This window comes from Saccharothrix variisporea (assembly GCF_003634995.1).
In the GTDB taxonomy this organism is placed as follows: Bacteria; Actinomycetota; Actinomycetes; order Mycobacteriales; family Pseudonocardiaceae; genus Actinosynnema; species Actinosynnema variisporeum.
In genome coordinates, this window is sequence record NZ_RBXR01000001.1 from 7,066,193 (window position 1) to 7,084,018 (window position 17,826).

The window sequence follows — 17,826 nt, forward strand, 5'->3', positions numbered from 1 at the left end:
TCCGCCTGGACCCCACCGGAGGGTGTCGTGACCGTCGCAGTCCCCGGATCCATCGCCGCTCTGCCCCGTGTCGTCGGCGCGTCGCTGCGCGTGCCGCTGGTGACCGGCGAGCGCGTCGAGTACGCCAACCTCGACCACGCGGCCAGCGCGCCCTGTCTGGAGCAGGTCCGTGACGCCGTGGACGAGCTGCTGCCCTGGTACGCGAGCGTGCACCGGGGTGCGGGCTTCGCGTCCCAGGTGTCGACGAAGGTTTACGAGCAGGCGCGGGACTCCGTGAGGAGGTTCCTCGGGGCCCGGACGGGTGACACCGTCGTGTTCACCCGCAACACCACCGACGCCTTGAACCTGCTGGCCCGCAGCCTGCCGAAGCGGACCGCGGTGGTCCTGTTCGACACCGAGCACCACGCGGCCCTGCTGCCGTGGCGCGGGCCGCACGTGCGGCGGTTGCGGACGCCGTCCAGCGCCGGTGCGGCGGTGTTGGAGTTGGACCGGGCGTTGCGGGAGGCCCCGGTCGGGCCTCGGCTGGTGGTGGTGACCGGCGCGTCCAACGTGACCGGCGAGGTGTGGCCGGTGGCCGAGCTGGCGGCCGTGGCCCGGCGGCACGGCGCGCGGATCGCCCTGGACGCCGCCCAGCTCGCCCCGCACCGCCCGGTGGACCTGAAGGCGTTGGACGTCGACTACGCCGTGCTGTCCGGGCACAAGGTCTACGCCCCCTTCGGCGCGGGCGTGCTGGTCGGGCGCGCGGACTGGTTGCAGGCCGCCGAGCCGTACCTGGTGGGCGGCGGCGCGACGGCCCGGGTCAGCGACCACGGCGACCGGCTCGGCGTGGCCTGGTCGGCGGTGCCCGAGCGGCACGAGGCCGGGTCGCCCAACGTCGTCGGCGTGCACGCCCTGGCCGTGGCGTGCGACGTGCTGGGCCGGCACTGGGAGCAGACCGTGGCGCACGAGCGGGAGCTGCTGACCCGGCTGCGCGCGGGCCTGGCGACCGTGCCGGGGGTCTGCGAGCTGGCGCTGTTCGGGGCCGAGCACGACCGGGTCGGCGTGGTGAGCTTCGTGGTGCGCGGGCAGGACGCCGGTTTCCTGGCCGCCGCGCTGTCCGCCGAGCACGGCATCGGCGTGCGCGACGGGGCGTTCTGCGCGCACGTCGCCGTGCACCGGCTGACCGACGGGCAGCGGGCGCTGCGGGCGTCGCTGGGCCTGGGTACGACGGTCGAGCACGTGGACCGGCTGGTGGCCGCGCTGCGGTCGCTGGTGCTGGAGGGGCCGCGCTGGGAGTACGAGGTCGTGGACGGCCGCTGGACCCCGGTGGACGACCGGCGCCCGCTCCCGCCGTTCCTGCGCTGAGGCGATGCTGGACAATGGCCCGGTGAGCACCGAGTCCAACGCCGAACCCGCCGAGCCCGCGGAGGTCGAGCAGACGTCCGCGGCCGAGAAGCCGCTGCCCCCGAAGCGGGTGCTGCTGCTCGCGCTCATCGCGCCGGTGGTCTTCGCGCTGGACCTGGTGACCAAGATCGTCGCCGTGCAGCAGCTGGAGGGGCAGCCGCCGATCGAGCTGCTCGGCGGCTTGGTCTACCTGTCCTTCCTGCGCAACTCCGGCGCCGCGTTCGGCATGGCCGAGGGCTACACCGTGGTCCTCGCGCTGATCGCGTGCGGGGTGGTCGGGTTCATCCTGTGGATCGCCCGCAAGCTGCGGTCCGTGGGCTGGGCGATCGGCCTCGGACTGGTGCTGGGCGGTGCGCTGGGCAACCTCGCCGACCGGATCTTCCGGGGACCGGGGCCGCTGCGCGGGCACGTCGTGGACTTCATCTCCGTGGTCGAGCCGTACGGGGCGTTCTTCCCGGTGTTCAACGTCGCCGACTCCGCCATCTGCGTGGGCGGCGCGGTGATCGTCCTCATGGCGATCATGCAACGCGACTACGACGGCAGCCGCGTCGAGAAGAAGTCCGTGGGGAAGAACGCATGAGCGGCTACCGCACGTTGCCCGTGCCCGACGGGCTGGACGGGATGCGCGTCGACGCGGGCCTGGCCAAGCTGCTGGGCCTGTCCCGCACCGCCGTGGCGGCGCTGACCGAGTCCGGGGACGTCGTGCTGGACGGGCGCCCGGCGGGCAAGTCCGACCGGCTGGTCGCGGGCGCGTGGCTGGAGGTCACCCTGCCCGAGCCGGAGCGGCCCGTGCAGGTGCAGGCTGTCCCCGTGGAGGGGTTGGTCGTCCTGCACGAGGACGACGACGTGATCGTGGTGGACAAGCCGGTCGGCGTGGCCGTGCACCCCAGCCCCGGGTGGACCGGTCCCACCGTGGTCGGCGGCCTGGCTGCGGCGGGGGTGCGGATCGCCACGTCCGGCGCGGCCGAGCGGCAGGGCGTGGTGCACCGGCTCGACGTCGGCACCACCGGCGTGATGGTCGTCGCCAAGAGTGAGCACGCGTACTCGGTGCTCAAGGCGGCGTTCAAGGAGCGGACCGTCGAGAAGCTGTACCACGCGCTGGTGCAGGGCCACCCCGACCCGATCCGGGGCACCATCGACGCGCCCATCGACCGGCACCCCAAGCACGACTACAAGTTCGCCGTGATGGCCAACGGCAAGCCCAGCATCACCCACTACGAGGTGGCCGAGGCGTTCCGGGCCGCGTCGCTGCTGGACGTGCACCTGGAGACCGGGCGCACCCACCAGATCCGGGTGCACTTCTCGGCGCTGCGCCACCCGTGCGTGGGCGACCTGACGTACGGGGCGGACCCGGTGCTGGCCAAGCGGCTGGGCGTGACCCGGCAGTGGCTGCACGCCCGGACCCTCGGGTTCCACCACCCGGCGGACGGCCAGTGGGTCGAGTTCACCAGCGAGTACCCGGCGGACCTCCAGGGCGCGCTGGACGTCCTCCGCGCGGAGGGCTGACCTCCCCCGATCACCGCCTGCCGCCGGGGGTCGCGCTCGCGTAACGTTCGGATCAAGGGCCGGACCAGCAGGGGGAGGTAGTTGTGGTGTCCACGCAGTACGGCGACGCCGATCTCACACCGCCGCAGGGCTTCGCGCGGCCGGAGGACCCGGACGGCTTCACGGTGGCACCCGCGGTGATCGGCGGCGACCTCCCCGGGCCACCTCCACCAGCCGAAACCGGCCCCGCGCACGCCGGCCCCGCGCACGCCGGCCCGCCCGACGCACCGGTCCCGGACCACGTCGAGCCGCCGGCGAAGCGGTCGTTCCTGGGCAAGCTGCTTCGCCGGAACGGGTGACCGGGCGCATCCCGCCGCCCGCCGGGCGTTCCACCACCACACAGCTCCGAGTGGAACCGGGGGGATCCATGAGGACGAGACTGATCATCCTGCTCGGCGCCCTGTGCCTGCTGGGCCCGCTGTCCATCGACACCAACCTGCCCGCGTTCCCGGCCATGGCCCGGGAGTTCGGCGCGAGCGAGTCCCACGTCCAGCTCTCGCTCACCACCTTCATCATCGGCATGTCGATCGGCCAACTCGTCGTCGGCACCCTGTCCGACTCGTGGGGCCGCCGCCGTCCGCTGCTGTCCGGCGTCGTCCTGTACGCGGTGGTCTCGCTGGTGTGCGCGGCGGCGCCGTCGGCGGGTGCGCTGGCTGCGGTGCGGCTGGTGCAGGGGTTCGCCGTGGCGTGCGGGTTCGTGCTGGCCCTGGCGATCGCCCGGGACCGGTTCGAGGGCCTGGCGATGGCCCGGTTCATGTCGCTGCTGATGATGACCAACGGCCTGGGGCCGGTGCTGGCCCCGGTCCTGGGCGGGCAGCTCCTGCGGTTCACCACCTGGCGCGGCACGTTCGTCGCCCTCGCGCTGGTCGCGGTGGTGCTGCTGGTGGTGCTGCTGGTCGCCCTGCCCGAGACCCTGCCGCCGGAACGCCGCAGGCCGGCCCGCCTCTCCGCGACCACGCGCGCCTTCGGCGGGCTGCTGGCCGATCGGGCGTTCCTCGGCTACGCGCTGGCGTCGGCCCTGTCCCTGGGCGCGTTGTTCGGGTACGTGGCCGGGGCGTCGTTCGTGCTCCAGGGCGTGTTCGGGCTGTCGCCGCAGCAGTTCAGCGTGGTGTTCGCGGCGAACAGCGTGGCGATCTTCCTGGCGGGCCTGCTGAACACGGCGCTGACCGGCCGGGTCGTGCCCAAGGCGCTGCTGTGGCTGGGGCTGGGCATGGGCGCGGCCGGCGGGACCGGCCTGCTGGCCACCGCGTTGCTGGGTGGGGGGCTGGTCGCGTTCCTGGTGTCGTTGTTCGTCGTGACCACCAGCGTGGGCGTGCTGACGCCGAACGCGGCGACCCTGGCGATGGCCCGGTACGCCGAGGCGGCGGGCAGCGCGTCGGCGGTGCTGGGTGTGACCAGGTTCGTGGTCGCCGGGTCGTTGGCGCCGCTGGTGGGGGCGTTCGGGTCGGGCAGCACCCTGCCGATGGTGGTGGTGATCGCGGCGGCGACCGTGCTGGCGTTGCTGATCGGGCTGCTGCTGACCCGCGGGGACGCGGGCGTCACCCGCGACCTAGTCGTCGACGACCCAGACCAGGGTGTTGAGGTCGGTCTCCGGTCGTGAGCTCCAGCGGATCGACGTGACCCGGGTGTTCTCCGGCAGGATGTAGACGGTGTGGCCGCCGGCGGTCTCGCCGGGCTGCACGCCGATCTTGTGCGGCGGGCGGGACGACAGCGAGACCGGGGCCTTGCTGATCGTCTCGCCGGTGTTGGTCATCAGGACCAGGTACATGTCCGGCAGCGCGGTGAACGGCACCGTGCCGATGTTGTTCAGCTCGGTGTGCACCACGACCGCGCGCTCCCCGTCGGCGAGCTTGTAGCCGGCCGCCGTGAACAGGAAGTCCGCCGGGTCGACCACCTCGACCAGCTGGATGGTGAACCGCGCACCCTCCAGGCCCTCGGTCTCCAGGGTGCTGCCGACCTTGCCGGTGCGCGACCGAGGGGCGGGCGCCTGCTCACCCCGCGCCCAGCTCGACGTCCCGGGCACGCCCCACGTGTTCTGGGGTTCCTGGACGGGCACGGGACCGGAGTGCACCGGCACCGGCCCGGAGTGCACGGGTGCCGAGTGGACGGGCGTCGGGCCGGACTGGGCCGGGAACGGGCCGCTGGGCGGTCCCTGGCGGTAGGGGCCGGAGGCGGTGCCGGGCTGCTGCGGGTACGGGCCGCTGGGCGTGCCCCGGGCCGGGTTGGCCGGGCCGGTGTAGCTGCCCCAGGCGACGCTGTTGGCCAGGGCCTTGCGGATGCCGTTGGGGTCGCACTCGACGCCCACCAGCAGGGGCAGGCCGCTGCCGGACAGGGTGATCAGCCGGGTGGCCGCCTCGCGCGGGTCCATCCCCAGTCTCGCGGCCAGCTCGTGCACGGCGGCACGACCCATCTCGGCGAGCATGGCCAGGAGACGGGCGTCGACGGGATCCGGCGCTACCACACGGGGAACGCTACCCGTCCGACAAGATCTACGCGCCATCGCCCCGCCGCCGATCACCGGATCGACCCATCACCACCCACCCGCGGCAGCCCGCTCCAGCCGCCCACGCCGGCCCCCTCCGGCGGCCCGCGACAGCCCGCGCCCGGCCGCCTGCGCCAGCCGCCCGCCGTCCGCCCGCGCCGCGCGCCGCCCGCCCGCTCCAGCCGCCTCGGCCCGCGCCCGGCCGCCTCCGCGCGCCCGCGCCGCCCGCCCGTGCCAGCCGCCCGCCCGTGCCAGCAGCCCGTGTCGGCAGCCCGTGCCCACGTCCGCCGGCCGCTCGCGACTCGCCAAGCGGGGGTGCGCGTGGTCCTCGTGCCGGTGGGTGAAAATCGTCGCGAGCGGAGGGTCCGGGCCGTGTGTCCCGCCGGCGTGCGAGGGGTAGGGTCGGGGGCATCGTGCCCGTGCCTTCCCACCGGGCAGTCCCGATCTTCGAGGAGGCATGGTGGCGGACTCGTTTGTGCACCTCCACGTGCACACCGAGTACTCGATGCTCGACGGCGCGGCGAAGCTGAAGGACATGTTCGCCGAGTGCGAGCGCCTCGGCATGACCGCCGCCGCCATCACCGACCACGGCAACATGTACGGCGCCTACGACTTCTACAAGCAGGCGACGGCGGCCGGCATCAAGCCCGTGGTCGGGATCGAGGCCTACATGGCGCCCGACTCCCGCTTCAACAAGAAGCGCGTCCTGTGGGGCGACCCCGGCCAGAAGGCCGACGACGTCTCCGCCAGCGGCGCGTACACGCACCAGACGATCTGGGCCCGGAACAACGAGGGCCTGCACAACCTGATGAAGCTGTCCAGCCGCGCGTCCACCGAGGGCCAGCTGGGCAAGTGGCCGCGCATGGACGCCGAGTTGGTCGCCGAGCACTCGGCGGGCCTGATGGCGACCACCGGCTGCCCGTCCGGCGAGGTGCAGACCCGGCTGCGGCTCGGTCACGAGAAGGAGGCGCTGGAGGCCGCCGCCAAGTGGCGGGACATCTACGGCGCCGACAACTTCTTCGTCGAGCTGATGGACCACGGCATCGAGATCGAGAGCCGGGTCCGCGGCGGCCTGCTGGAGATCGCGAAGAAGCTGGCCATCCCGTTCGTGGTCACCAACGACAGCCACTACACCTTCGCCGAGGACCGCGACGCGCACGACGCGCTGCTGTGCGTGCAGACCGGCAAGACCCTCCAGGACCCGACCCGGTTCAAGTTCGACGGCTCCGGCTACTACCTGAAGTCGCCGGAGGAGATGCGCGCGATCGACTCGTCCGACGCCTGGCAGGAGGGGTGCCGCAACACCCTGCTGGTGGCCGAGAAGGTCGACACCACCGGCATGTTCGCCTTCCAGAACCTCATGCCGCGCTACCCGGTGCCGGAGGGCATGACCGAGGCCGACTACTTCCGCGAGCAGGTCTGGGAGGGGATGCGCCGCCGGTTCCCCGACGGTGTGGACGAGGTCCACCGGCAGCAGGTCGAGTTCGAGATCGGCGTCATCCTCCAGATGGGGTTCCCGTCGTACTTCCTGGTCGTGGCGGACTTCATCAACTGGGCCAAGGAGAACGGCATCCGCGTCGGCCCGGGTCGTGGTTCCGCCGCGGGTGCGCTGATCGCCTACGCGATGGGCATCACCGACCTCGACCCGCTGGCGCACGGCCTGATCTTCGAGCGGTTCCTGAACCCCGACCGCGTGTCCCCGCCCGACATCGACATCGACTTCGACGAGCGCCGGCGCGGTGACGTGATCCGGTACGTCACCGAGAAGTGGGGCCAGGACAAGGTCGCCCAGGTGATCACGTTCGGCACCATCAAGGCGAAGGCGGCCATCAAGGACTCCGCCCGCGTCCTGTACGGCCAGCCCGGCTACGCGGTCGCCGACCGGATCTCCAAGGCGATGCCGCCGGCCGTGATGGGCAAGGACATCCCGCTGTCGGGCGTGTTCGACCCGTCGCACAAGCGGTACTCCGAGGCCGCCGAGGTCCGCGCGCTGTACGAGACCGACCCGCAGGTCAAGGAGATCATCGACACCGGCCGCGGCCTGGAGGGCCTGATCCGCAACGCCGGCGTGCACGCCTGCGCGGTGATCATGTCCGCCGAACCGCTGATGGACCACATCCCGGTGTGGATGCGCCCCCAGGACGGTTCGATCATCACGCAGTTCGACTACCCGACCTGCGAGACGCTCGGCCTGCTCAAGATGGACTTCCTGGGCCTGAGCAACCTCACCACCATCGACGACGCCCTGAAGAACATCGCCCTCAACGGCAAGGGCCAGGTCGACATCACCCAGGTCCCCCTGGACGACAAGAAGACCTACGACCTGCTGGGCCGCGGCGACACCCTGGGCGTGTTCCAGCTCGACGGTGGCGCCCTGCGCGACCTGCTGCGCCTGATGCGGCCCGACAACTTCGAAGACGTCTCCGCCGTCATCGCCCTGTACCGACCGGGCCCGATGGGTGCCAACTCGCACACGAACTACGCGCTGCGCAAGAACAAGCAGCAGGAGATCGTGCCGATCCACAAGGAGCTCGAAGAGCCGCTCGCCGAGATCCTGGACACGACCTACGGCCTGATCGTCTACCAGGAGCAGGTCATGGCGATCGCGCGGAAGGTCGCGGGCTACTCGCTGGCCCAAGCGGACTTGCTGCGCCGCGCGATGGGCAAGAAGAAGAAGGAGATCCTCGACAAGGAGTTCGAGGGCTTCGAGAAGGGCATGCTGGACAACGGCTACTCGCCCGAGGCCATCAAGACGTTGTGGGACATCCTCGTCCCGTTCGCGGACTACGCGTTCAACAAGGCGCACTCCGCCGCCTACGGCCTGATCGCGTACTGGACCGCCTACCTGAAGGCGAACTTCCCCGGCGAGTACATGGCCGCCCTGCTGACCACGAACTCGGACAACAAGGACAAGTCGGCGATCTACCTCGCCGAGTGCCGGCGCATGGGCATCACCGTCCTCCCGCCGGACGTCAACGAGTCCGAACGCGAGTTCGTCGCGGTCGGCGACGACATCCGCTTCGGCCTGGGCGCCATCCGGAACGTCGGCGCCAACGTGGTCGAGGCGATCATCAAGGCGCGCAAGGAGAAGGGGAAGTTCGTCGACTTCTCGGACTTCCTGCGCAAGGTCGACGCCACGGTCTGCAACAAGAAGGTCGTGGAATCCCTGATCAAGGCGGGCGCCTTCGACTCCCTGGGCCACCCGCGCAAGGGCCTGCACATGATCCACGTCGAGGCCGTCGACGCGATCATGGTCACCAAGAAGGAAGAGGCCCGCGGCCAGTTCGACCTGTTCGGCGACGGCGGTGGCGACGACGGCGTCGGCAGCGCCTTCGACGTCAAGATCCCCGACGAGCAGTGGGAGCCGAAGCACCAGCTGACGCTGGAACGGGAAATGCTGGGCCTGTACGTCTCGGGCCACCCGCTCAACGGTGTCGAGCAGGTGCTGGAGTCCTATTCGGACGCTTCCATCGCCCGAATCCTGGAAGGTGACGTCCCCGACGGCACGCAGGTGACCTTGGGCGGCATTCTCGCGTCGGTGACCCGGCGGGTGAACAAGAACGGCGAGCCCTGGGCGTCGGCCCAGCTGGAAGACCTCGCCGGTGGCATCGAGGTGCTGTTCTTCCCGAAGAGCTACATGGTGCACGGGATGTCCGTGGCCGAGGACGCGATCGTCCTGGTCAAGGCCCGGGTGGCCAAGCGGGAGGACCGGATCTCGCTGATCGCCAACGACCTGGTGGTGCCGGACCTGTCGGAACTGGGCGCGCAGGCGTTGCGGCTGAAGGTCCAGGCGTCCAGGTGCGACCCGAAGCTGGTGACGTCGCTGAAGGAAGTCCTGCGGGCGCACCCGGGGACCACCGAGGTGCACCTGAACCTGATCATCAACGCGAGCCGGAACACCGTCCTGAAGTTGGACGACGCGCTGCGGGTCAGCCCGACGCCGTCGTTGATGGGCGACCTGAAGGCGCTGCTGGGTCCGGGGTGCCTGGGCTGAGCAGGCCGTTCTCGTAGGCGTGGATCACCAGGTGGACGCGGGTGCGCAGGCCGAGCTTGGCCAGCACCCGCGCCACGTGGGTCTTCACCGTGCCCTCGCCGATGTGCAGGGCCTCGGCGATCTCGGCGTTGCCCAGGCCACGGGCGACGTGGCGCAGGACTTCCCGCTCGCGCGGGGTCAGCGGGTCCGGTGCCGCGGTCCGCGGGGCGGGCCGGGCGAACCTGCGGATCGCGCGCCGGGTGACCTTGGGGTCGATCAGGCCCTGGCCGCTCGCCGCCAGCCGGACCGCGTCGACCAGCAGCGCCGGGTCGCTGTCCTTGAGCACGAACCCCGCCGCGCCCGCCCGGAGCGCCCCGAACAGGTACTCGTCGGTGTCGAACGTGGTGAGGGCCACGGCGGCGGGCGGCGGGTTGACCGACTCGGCGATGCGACGCAGGGCGGTGAGGCCGTCCAGGCGGGGCATCCGCAGGTCCAGCACGACGACGTCCACGCCGTGGCGGGCCTTCGCCACCGCTTCGGCGCCGTCGCCCGCCTCGGCCACGACCTCGATGTCCGGTTCGGCGTCCAGGACGAGCCGCAGCGCCCAGCGCACCGGGGCCTGGTCGTCGGCGACGAGCGTGCGGATCACGTCGGCAGCCCCGCCCGGACGCGCCAGCCGGTGGGGGTGTTCGGGGTGACGCGGAGGGTGCCGCCGAGTTCGCGGACGCGGGCGTGCAGGGTGCGCGGGACCTCGGTGGTGGGGGTGGTGGACCCGTTGTCCTCCACGGTGATCGTGACCCCTTCGGCGGTGTGGCGGACGTCGATGTGCACCCGGGTGGCGTCGGAGTGGCGCAGGGCGTTGGTGAGGGCTTCCTGGGCGACCCGGTAGGCGGCGTGGTCCACGCGGGCCGGCAGGGGGCGCGGGTCGTGGTGGGTGAGCGTGGCCCCCGCGCGCTCCGCGAGGGCGGGCAGGTCGGCGAGGGTGGCGCCGTGGTCGTGCAGGACGTCTCGAACCTCGGCGAGGGCCGCGGCGGAGGAGTCGGCGATGGACCCCAGGGCGTGGTCGGCGGCCCGCGGCAGGTCGCGGGTGACGCGCCGGACCGCCCGGGCCTGCAGGTGGATGGCGGTGAGGTGGTGGCCCACGGCGTCGTGCACCTCGCGGGCGGTGCGGGCCCGGTCCTCGGCGCGGGCGAGGCGGACGGCCTGGTCGGCGCGGTCCCGGTGCAGGCGCAGGGCGTGGCCGACGGCGACCGGGGCGAGGCCGAGCAGGACCAGGTCGGTGAACGCGGCGGCGCCGGGCGGGCGCGTGCCGGCCGCCGCGAGCACCAGCAGCCACCCCACCGACAGCGGCAGGACCAGCGCGGCGGGGCGCCGGTACGCGGCCGAGCCGAACGCGGCCATCGCCACCAGCCGCCCCGGCCAGTCCGGCACCGCCACCACCGCCACGACCGCCGCGCACACCAGGGCCGCGGTGAGGGGGAAGCGCCGGCGCAGCACCAGGGGCACGGAGACGGCCAGAGCGGCGGCGACGAGCGTGGGCGGCGGGAGCGGCGTGGCGTCGAGCGCGCTCAACCCGACCACGACGAACGCCGCGCCGCCGGCCGACGCGAGATCGGTCGGCGCGGCGGCGGCGGTCATGGGTCCGTTGTACACAGGCGTCAGCAGCGGGCGTCGCGGGGCGGCAGCGTTCCGGTCCACAGGTAGCGGTGGACGTGGTCGCGGACGCAGGTGTTGCCGCGCAGGTACAGGCCGTGGTTGCCGGCGGTGGGCAGGTAGGCGGCGTGCAGCAGGGCCGCGACGCGGCGGCCGTGCGCGGCCGGGGTGAGCGGGTCGTGCTCGCCGTTGGCCACCAGGACCGGCGGCAGACCCGGTGCGTCGAAGGGGGCGGGCGGGTCCAGGTCGGTGCGGGGCAGGCCCGAGCAGTGCCCGGACACCCGCCAGGGCTGCACCGCCCAGCCGATGCGCGGCGCGACCGCGCGCAACCCGTCCTCGACCCGCTCCAGGCTCTCGAAGTCGTCGGGGAACGCGAAGTCCGAGCACAGCGCGGTCCGCGCCAGGCGGTGGTCCGGCACGGTCGGCCCCGTGGTCACGCCCTCGACCAGCGCGGTGGCGATCGCGGGCCACGACCGGTCGTTGCCGATCCGCGCCGCCGCCCAGTTCAGCACGACCGGGTCGACGGCCACCCGGTCCCACACGGCCAGGACGTCCTGCCCGTGCAGCGCGCACGCCGGGTCCTCGGCGCACCAGGCGGCCATCCGGTGCAGGTTCCGCTCCGCGGTCACCGCCCCCGGCCGCACCCACTCGGCGAGGTCGGGCGTGGTGTGGTCGAACGCGCTGTCCAGGTACATCCGGCCGACGCGGTGGCCGAACAGCGCCGCGTAGGCCTGCCCGTACACGGTGCCGTAGGAGTTGCCGAAGTAGTTCAGCCGGCGCTCGCCCAAGGCCCGGCGCAGGGCGTCCAGGTCGCGGGCGACCTGCCGGGCGTGCAGCGGACCGGGCGGCGGGCAGGTCGCCGCGAACCGGGCGTTGGCGGCGGCGTAGGCGGCGTGGGCGTCCGGGGACAGCGGGGAGGGCAGCGCGGGCGGTGCGGCGGTGGGGCACGTGACGTCCAGCCCGCGCGGGTCCACCACGACGACGTCGAAGCGGGCGGCGAGGTCCGCGAACTGGTCGCGGTACCCGGGCAGCGCGAAGTTGCGCGTGACGGCGGCCGGTCCACCGGGGTTGACCACGAGCGTGCCCAGCCGGTCGGCGCGGGCGGGCAGCTTCACCAGCGGCAGGGCGATCGTGGCGGACGGCCGGGTCCAGTCGGCGGGCACCTCCAGCGCCGAGCACTCCAGTCCGTCGTGGCAGGCGTGCCAGGCGAGCTTCGGCGTGGCCGACGCGGCGCCCGTGGTCAGCAGACCCGCGATCAAGGGGAGGATCAGTGCTTTCACGTCCCCATCCGACCAACCGCACCGTGGCGGGTCGTCTGCCCTGCGACAGATCTTCGCTACTCCGTTCGAGTGACGTTGTAGTCGGGCGGGCACTCTGCGAACTCCACGGTCGTTGAGTAAACAGAGTTAACTCAACAGAAGGGTTCCGCCATGGGGGAGACTGCGACGGGTGCGATGAGGATCAGCCCGGAGTACTTCGTGGACCCGCACAGCATCCACGCGCGGCTGCGCGAGGAGGCCGCGGCCACCCAGATCGTGTTGCCGCGTGGGCTGCGCGTCTGGCTGGTCACCCGGTACGAGGAGGCGCGCTTCGTGCTCGCCGACCCGCGGTTCAGCAAGGACCACGCCGGCATCAACGAGGTGGCCACCCGGCACTGGGAGGGCGAGGGCGACCCGGTGATGTTCGACCAGTCGCTGGTCCGTCACATGCTCAACAGCGACCCGCCCAACCACACCCGGTTGCGCAAGCTGGTCACCAAGGCGTTCACGCCCAAGCGGGTCGAGGCGCTGCGGCCCCGGATCCAGGAGATCACCGACGAGCTGCTGGAGGCCGCCGCCGGTCAGGGGGAGGTCGACCTGGTCGAGGCGTTGGCGTTCCCGCTTCCGATCACGGTGATCTGCGAGCTGCTCAACGTGCCTATGGAGCACCGTGACGACTTCCGCCGCTGGTCGAACATCCTCGTCGCGGGCAACCAGCCCGAGCTGCTCCAGGAGGCGGGCCAGGCGATGGCCGGGTTCCTCGCGGGCCTGGTGGCCGACAAGCGGGCCAACCCGGGGGACGACTTCTTCTCCGCGCTCGTCCACGCCAGCGAGGACGACGACCGGCTGGACGAGGTCGAGCTCATCTCGATGGCCTTCCTGCTGCTGGTCGCGGGCCACGAGACGACCGTGAACCTGATCGCCACCGGCGTGTTCAACCTGCTCAAGCACCCCGACCAGCTGGAGAAGCTGCGGGCCGACCGGTCCCTGCTGCCGGGCGCGATCGAGGAGTTCCTGCGCTACGAGGGGCCGGTCAACCAGGCCACCTTCCGCTACACCACCGAGGACGTGCAGGTCGGTGACGTGCTCATCCCGGAGGGCCACTTCGTGCTGGCGTCGCTGATCTCGGCGAACCGGGACGAGTCGCGGTTCCCCGACGCGGACACCTTCGACATCACCCGGCCCGCGGGCGGTCACCTCGCGTTCGGGCACGGCGTGCACTACTGCCTGGGTGCGCCGCTGGCCCGGCTGGAGGGGGAGATCGCCGTGGGGTCGCTGCTGGACCGGTTCGACATCGCGTTGGCCGCCGAGCCGGACACCTTGAAGTGGCGGGAGAGCACGCTCATGCGGGGCCTGTACTCGCTGCCGGTTAGCCTCTCGGACCGTGGAGCGCACTGAGCTGCTGAAGCTGGACCAGGCGCACGTCTGGCACCCGTACGCCCCGATGCCGGGCACCCACCAGCCGCTGGTCGTCGCCTCGGCGGAGGGTGTCCGGCTCCGGCTGGACGACGGCCGGGAGCTGGTGGACGGCATGTCGTCCTGGTGGGCGGCCATCCACGGCTACCGGCACCCGGTGCTCGACGCCGCCGTCCGCGACCAGCTCGACCGGATGAGCCACGTGATGTTCGGCGGGCTCACCCACGAGCCCGCCGTGACCCTGGTGAAGAAGCTGGTCGACATCACGCCCGAGCCGCTGGAGCACGTCTTCCTGTGCGACTCGGGCTCGGTGTCGGTCGAGGTCGCGATCAAGATGTGCCTGCAGTACTGGCGCTCGCGGGGTCGTCCGGAGAAGCGGCGGCTGCTGACCTGGCGCGGCGGGTACCACGGCGACACGTTCCAGCCGATGTCGGTGTGCGACCCCGAGGGCGGGATGCACTCGCTGTGGCGGGGCGTGCTGCCCGACCAGCTCTTCGCCGGCCCGCCGCCGCGCGACCTGGAGACCTCGTACGTGGACGAGTTGGCGCGGCTGGTCGAGCAGCACGCCGACGAACTGGCCGCGGTGATCGTGGAGCCGGTGGTACAGGGTGCGGGCGGGATGCGGTTCCACGACCCGCGGTACCTGCACGTGCTGCGCGAGCTGACGCTGGCCCATGACGTCCTGTTGATCTTCGACGAGATCGCCACGGGGTTCGGCAGGACCGGGGAGTTGTTCGCGGCTGATCATGCGGGGATCAGCCCGGATGTGATGTGTGTCGGCAAGGCGCTGACCGGCGGTTATCTGTCGATGGCGGCGACGCTGTGCACGGCTCGGGTGGCGGACGGGATCTCGCGCGGCGAGGTGCCGGTGTTGGCCCACGGGCCGACGTTCATGGGCAATCCGCTGGCTTCGGCGGTGGCGTCGGCGTCGATCGACCTGCTGCTGTCCCGGGATTGGCGGAGCGAGGTGGCGGGGATCGAGGCCGGCCTGAGGGCTGGGCTGGCGGGTGCGCCCGGAGAGGTGCGGGTGTTGGGGGCGATCGGGGTGGTGCAGCTCGATCATCCCGTGGACATGGCGGCGGCTACGGCGGCGGCGGTGGATCACGGGGTGTGGCTGCGGCCGTTCCGGGACCTGATCTACACGATGCCGCCGTTTGTCAGCACCCCGGAGGACGTGGCCGCGATCTCGGCGGCCGTGGTGGCAGCCGCCGAGGCGTCACAGGCGCAGCAGGCTTGAGCCCCAGATCAGGAGCAGGAAGCTGTAGGCGACCAGGACCCACCCGAAGCCGGTTTCGGTGGGTCCCTTCTCGCGCTTCAAGACCTTCGCGCCGAGCGTCAGCAGCAGGGCGCCGGCGATGAACACCAACGGGACCATGACCACGCCGTACGCGCCCGCGTAGACGCCCGCCCAGTAGTCGGTGGGCAGCACGACACCGTTGGCGAACCCGCTCGGGATGCACAGCAACGCCACCGCGCCCCACACCCCGGCAACCCACTTGAGGCGCTTCCTGGTGTCCTCGGGTGCCTTCTCGTTGATCAGCAGCACGCCGATCGCCGCGAACGCCGCGCCCGCGAACAGCCAACCCACGACCGTGGACACGACGGGGATCCGGCCGACGACCTTGCCCACCGCCGGGATCACCGCGCCCCACAGGAGGAAGTGACCGCCGACTGCCGCGAACGTGCCGCCGACGATCAGGGCTGATTGCTGGGCCTTGGACCGGCGTTGGAACCAGTTCTTCGGCTTGGGGGGCGCGGCGGCGGCCTTGCGGCTCTTGTTCTTGGCCATCAGACCCCGATGGCCTCGGCCAACTGGGTGTTGGTGGGCTCGACCAGGACCGTGCCGTCCGGCAGGACGATGACGGGGATGTTCTTGCGCCCGCCCGCGATCTCGATCGCCTTGTCCCGCGCGGCGTCGTCGTGCTCGACGTCGACGTCGGTGAACGCCACTTCGTGCTCCCGCAGCCACGCCTTGGCCCGGCGGCAGTCACCGCACCAGTCCGCACCATAGAGAACGATCTCAGCCATGCGAGTGAGAGTAGAACGCTGCGGGCCGTCACGGTGCGTGCAGTCGTAGGGTGAGCACCCGTGAGCGTCCTCGTGATCACCGGTACGGGCACCGAGGTCGGCAAGACGGTGACCGTCGCCGCCCTGGCCGCCCTCGCGGTCGCCGACGGGCGCCGGGTCGCCGTGCTGAAGCCCGCGCAGACCGGGGTCGCGGACGGCGAGCCCGGTGACCTGGCCGACGTGGTCCGCCTCGCGGGCCCCGTCACCACCCGTGAGCTGCGCCGCTACCCCGAGCCCCTGGCACCCGCGACGGCCGCGCGCCGGTCCGGGCTGCCCCGCGTGCACCCCAGCGAGGTGGCGGCGGCGGCCGTGGAGCTGGACGAGACGCATGACCTGGTCCTCGTGGAGGGCGCGGGCGGGCTGCTGGTCCGGTTCGACGACGAGGGCACCACCATCGCCGACGCGGCGTGGGCGTTGAACGCGCCCGTCCTGGTCGTCGCGCACGCCGCCCTGGGCACCCTGAACACGACCGCGCTGACCGCCGAAGCCCTGCTGCGCCGCGGCCTGGAGTCGGTGGGCGTGGTGATCGGGCGCTGGCCCGCCGAACCCGACCTCGCGTCCCGGTGCAACCTGCTCGACCTGCCGGAGGCGGCCGGCGCGCCCCTGCTGGGCGTGCTGCCCGACGGCGTCGGCGGCCTGGGCCGGGACGAGTTCCTGGCGGTCGCCCGCGACGGGCTGTCGCCGTGGTTCGGGGGCACGTTCGACCCGGAGAAGTTCGCCGCGCCGCACGTGTGTTGACCGTGTCAGTGACGTACGTCGCTGGGTCGGGCGCGCGGGTGTGCGGCAGACTGACCGCCGGACCAATGCCGGAGAACCCCTGGAGATCCCCGTGACCGCAGCCCCCGAACAGGTCGATGTCCTCGGTGCCGCGCGCGAGCAGGTGCTGGAGCGCGGAGTCGGGCTGTCCGAGGAGCAGGTCCTCGCCGTGCTCTCCCTGGACGACGACCGCATCCCGGAGCTGCTGGAGCTGGCCCACCAGGTCCGCATGCGCTGGTGCGGACCGGAGGTCGAGGTCGAGGGCATCGTGTCGCTCAAGACCGGCGGCTGCCCCGAGGACTGCCACTTCTGCTCGCAGTCCGGCCAGTTCCCCTCGCCGGTGCGCTCGGCGTGGCTGGACATCCCCGGCCTGGTCCGCGCCGCCCGCCAGACCCGCGACACCGGCGCCACCGAGTTCTGCATCGTCGCCGCCGTGCGCGGCCCGGACAAGCGCCTGCTGTCCCAGGTCCGCGACGGCATCAAGGCCATCCGCGAGGACGGCAACGACATCCAGATCGCGTGCTCGCTGGGCATGCTGACCCAGGAGCAGGTGGACGAGCTGGTGGAGATGGGCGTCCACCGCTACAACCACAACCTGGAGACCGCGCGCTCGCACTTCCCCAACGTCGTCACCACCCACTCCTGGGAGGAGCGGTGGGACACGCTGAAGATGGTGCGCGAGGCGGGCATGGAGGTGTGCTGCGGCGGCATCATCGGCATGGGCGAGACGCTGGCGCAGCGCGCCGAGTTCGCCGTGCAGCTCGCGGCCCTGGAGCCCGACGAGGTGCCGCTGAACTTCCTCATCCCCAACCCGGGCACCCCGTACGAGAACTACCCGGTGGTCGAGGGCACGGAGGCGCTCAAGACCGTCGGCGCGTTCCGCCTGGCCCTGCCCCGCACGATCCTGCGCTTCGCGGGCGGCCGTGAGCTGACCTTCGGCGACCTGGGCGCCAAGCAGGGCATGCTCGGCGGGGTCAACGCGATCATCGTCGGCAACTACCTGACCAACCTCGGCCGGCCGGCGCAGGAGGACCTGGACATGCTGGACGAGCTGTCCATGCCGATCAAGGAACTGAGCAAGACGCTGTGACGACGGTGGTGTTCTGCGGCTACTGCGGCAAGGAGTTGGGCGAGGTCGACCACTCGGCGTGCGCGAAGCGCCTGCGCGTGATCGACCCGCCGAGGTTCTGCTCGGCGTGCGCCCGGCGGATGGTCGTGCAGGTGACGCCGTCCGGCTGGACCGCCACGTGCAGCCGGCACGGTGAGATCACCTCGGGCTGACCCGGTCTCCT

The 17,826-nt window shown here is 72.2% G+C and carries 18 protein-coding genes; 11 read left to right on the forward strand and 7 right to left on the reverse strand.

What is annotated here, in order from left to right; all coding sequences use genetic code 11:
* Nucleotides 1-27 precede the first annotated feature (27 nt).
* The 5 genes from DFJ66_RS32315 (at nucleotide 28) to DFJ66_RS32335 (ending at nucleotide 4,528) form a co-directional block, all read left to right on the forward strand.
* A complete protein-coding gene (locus DFJ66_RS32315) occupies nucleotides 28-1,344 on the forward strand; it encodes an aminotransferase class V-fold PLP-dependent enzyme (protein WP_121226845.1) in 1,317 nt (438 codons plus the stop codon).
* Between the two features lie 22 nt (nucleotides 1,345-1,366).
* On the forward strand, nucleotides 1,367-1,963 hold the full coding sequence (gene lspA, locus DFJ66_RS32320; protein ID WP_397556332.1) for a signal peptidase II: 597 nt from the start codon (nucleotides 1,367-1,369) through the stop codon (nucleotides 1,961-1,963).
* Entirely contained in the window at nucleotides 1,960-2,889 is a 930-nt protein-coding gene (locus DFJ66_RS32325; RefSeq protein ID WP_121226849.1) for an RluA family pseudouridine synthase, read from the forward strand. The genes lspA and DFJ66_RS32325 overlap by 4 nt, the downstream gene beginning before the upstream one ends.
* Nucleotides 2,890-2,975: 86 nt before the next feature.
* A complete protein-coding gene (locus tag DFJ66_RS32330; RefSeq protein WP_147459414.1) occupies nucleotides 2,976-3,227 on the forward strand; it encodes a hypothetical protein in 252 nt (83 codons plus the stop codon).
* Nucleotides 3,228-3,295: 68 nt separating this feature from the next.
* A complete protein-coding gene (locus tag DFJ66_RS32335; protein ID WP_121226852.1) occupies nucleotides 3,296-4,528 on the forward strand; it encodes a multidrug effflux MFS transporter in 1,233 nt (410 codons plus the stop codon).
* Here the strand turns inward: DFJ66_RS32335 and DFJ66_RS32340 are convergent.
* Both DFJ66_RS32340 and DFJ66_RS42285 read right to left on the reverse strand, forming a co-directional pair.
* Nucleotides 4,478-5,389, reverse strand: coding sequence for an AsnC family protein (locus DFJ66_RS32340; RefSeq protein WP_121226854.1), 912 nt, complete (start codon nucleotides 5,387-5,389; stop codon nucleotides 4,478-4,480). The genes DFJ66_RS32335 and DFJ66_RS32340 overlap by 51 nt on opposite strands.
* A gap of 69 nt (nucleotides 5,390-5,458) precedes the next feature.
* On the reverse strand, nucleotides 5,459-5,719 hold the full coding sequence (locus DFJ66_RS42285; protein WP_147459415.1) for a hypothetical protein: 261 nt from the start codon (nucleotides 5,717-5,719) through the stop codon (nucleotides 5,459-5,461).
* Between the two features lie 148 nt (nucleotides 5,720-5,867).
* On the opposite strand from DFJ66_RS42285, the gene dnaE reads away from it, so the two are divergent.
* Nucleotides 5,868-9,404 carry a DNA polymerase III subunit alpha gene (dnaE, locus tag DFJ66_RS32345; RefSeq protein ID WP_211351389.1) on the forward strand — a complete coding sequence of 1,179 codons (3,537 nt, stop codon included), beginning with the start codon at nucleotides 5,868-5,870 and terminating at the stop codon, nucleotides 9,402-9,404.
* Here the strand turns inward: dnaE and DFJ66_RS32350 are convergent.
* Genes DFJ66_RS32350 through DFJ66_RS32360 form a run of 3 tightly spaced genes read right to left on the reverse strand, consistent with a single transcriptional unit; the run spans nucleotide 9,340 to nucleotide 12,316 of the window.
* Nucleotides 9,340-10,032, reverse strand: a complete 693-nt coding sequence (locus tag DFJ66_RS32350) for a response regulator (RefSeq protein WP_121226856.1) — start codon at nucleotides 10,030-10,032, stop codon at nucleotides 9,340-9,342. The two genes, dnaE and DFJ66_RS32350, sit on opposite strands and share 65 nt — an antisense overlap.
* Nucleotides 10,029-11,021, reverse strand: coding sequence for a sensor histidine kinase (locus DFJ66_RS32355; RefSeq protein WP_147459416.1), 993 nt, complete (start codon nucleotides 11,019-11,021; stop codon nucleotides 10,029-10,031). The genes DFJ66_RS32350 and DFJ66_RS32355 overlap by 4 nt, the downstream gene beginning before the upstream one ends.
* Nucleotides 11,022-11,041: 20 nt before the next feature.
* Nucleotides 11,042-12,316 (reverse strand): alpha/beta fold hydrolase, encoded by a 1,275-nt coding sequence (locus DFJ66_RS32360; protein WP_170199786.1) that lies wholly within the window; start codon nucleotides 12,314-12,316, stop codon nucleotides 11,042-11,044.
* Between the two features lie 150 nt (nucleotides 12,317-12,466).
* Here DFJ66_RS32360 and DFJ66_RS32365 point away from each other — a divergent pair, with 150 nt between their 5' ends.
* Together DFJ66_RS32365 and DFJ66_RS32370 are read left to right on the forward strand one after the other, a co-directional pair.
* Entirely contained in the window at nucleotides 12,467-13,693 is a 1,227-nt protein-coding gene (locus DFJ66_RS32365) for a cytochrome P450 family protein (protein WP_121226862.1), read from the forward strand.
* Nucleotides 13,680-14,948, forward strand: a complete 1,269-nt coding sequence (locus DFJ66_RS32370) for an adenosylmethionine--8-amino-7-oxononanoate transaminase (protein WP_121226864.1) — start codon at nucleotides 13,680-13,682, stop codon at nucleotides 14,946-14,948. Before DFJ66_RS32365 ends, DFJ66_RS32370 begins: the two co-directional genes overlap by 14 nt.
* On the opposite strand, the gene DFJ66_RS32375 is transcribed toward DFJ66_RS32370, so the two are convergent.
* Nucleotides 14,928-15,500, reverse strand: coding sequence for a hypothetical protein (locus DFJ66_RS32375; protein ID WP_121226866.1), 573 nt, complete (start codon nucleotides 15,498-15,500; stop codon nucleotides 14,928-14,930). The genes DFJ66_RS32370 and DFJ66_RS32375 overlap by 21 nt on opposite strands.
* Entirely contained in the window at nucleotides 15,500-15,739 is a 240-nt protein-coding gene (locus DFJ66_RS32380) for a glutaredoxin family protein (protein WP_121226868.1), read from the reverse strand. The genes DFJ66_RS32375 and DFJ66_RS32380 overlap by 1 nt, the downstream gene beginning before the upstream one ends.
* Before the next feature lie 60 nt (nucleotides 15,740-15,799).
* Between DFJ66_RS32380 and bioD the strand changes: the two genes are divergently transcribed.
* The 3 genes from bioD to bsaP all read left to right on the forward strand — a co-directional run bounded on the left by bioD (nucleotide 15,800) and on the right by bsaP (nucleotide 17,815).
* Nucleotides 15,800-16,516, forward strand: a complete 717-nt coding sequence (bioD, locus tag DFJ66_RS32385) for a dethiobiotin synthase (protein WP_121226870.1) — start codon at nucleotides 15,800-15,802, stop codon at nucleotides 16,514-16,516.
* A 91-nt stretch (nucleotides 16,517-16,607) separates the two neighbouring features.
* Nucleotides 16,608-17,624, forward strand: coding sequence for a biotin synthase BioB (gene bioB / locus DFJ66_RS32390; protein WP_121226872.1), 1,017 nt, complete (start codon nucleotides 16,608-16,610; stop codon nucleotides 17,622-17,624).
* Nucleotides 17,621-17,815, forward strand: coding sequence for a biotin synthase auxiliary protein BsaP (bsaP, locus tag DFJ66_RS32395; protein ID WP_121226874.1), 195 nt, complete (start codon nucleotides 17,621-17,623; stop codon nucleotides 17,813-17,815). Before bioB ends, bsaP begins: the two co-directional genes overlap by 4 nt.
* The last annotated feature ends 11 nt before the right edge of the window (nucleotides 17,816-17,826 follow it).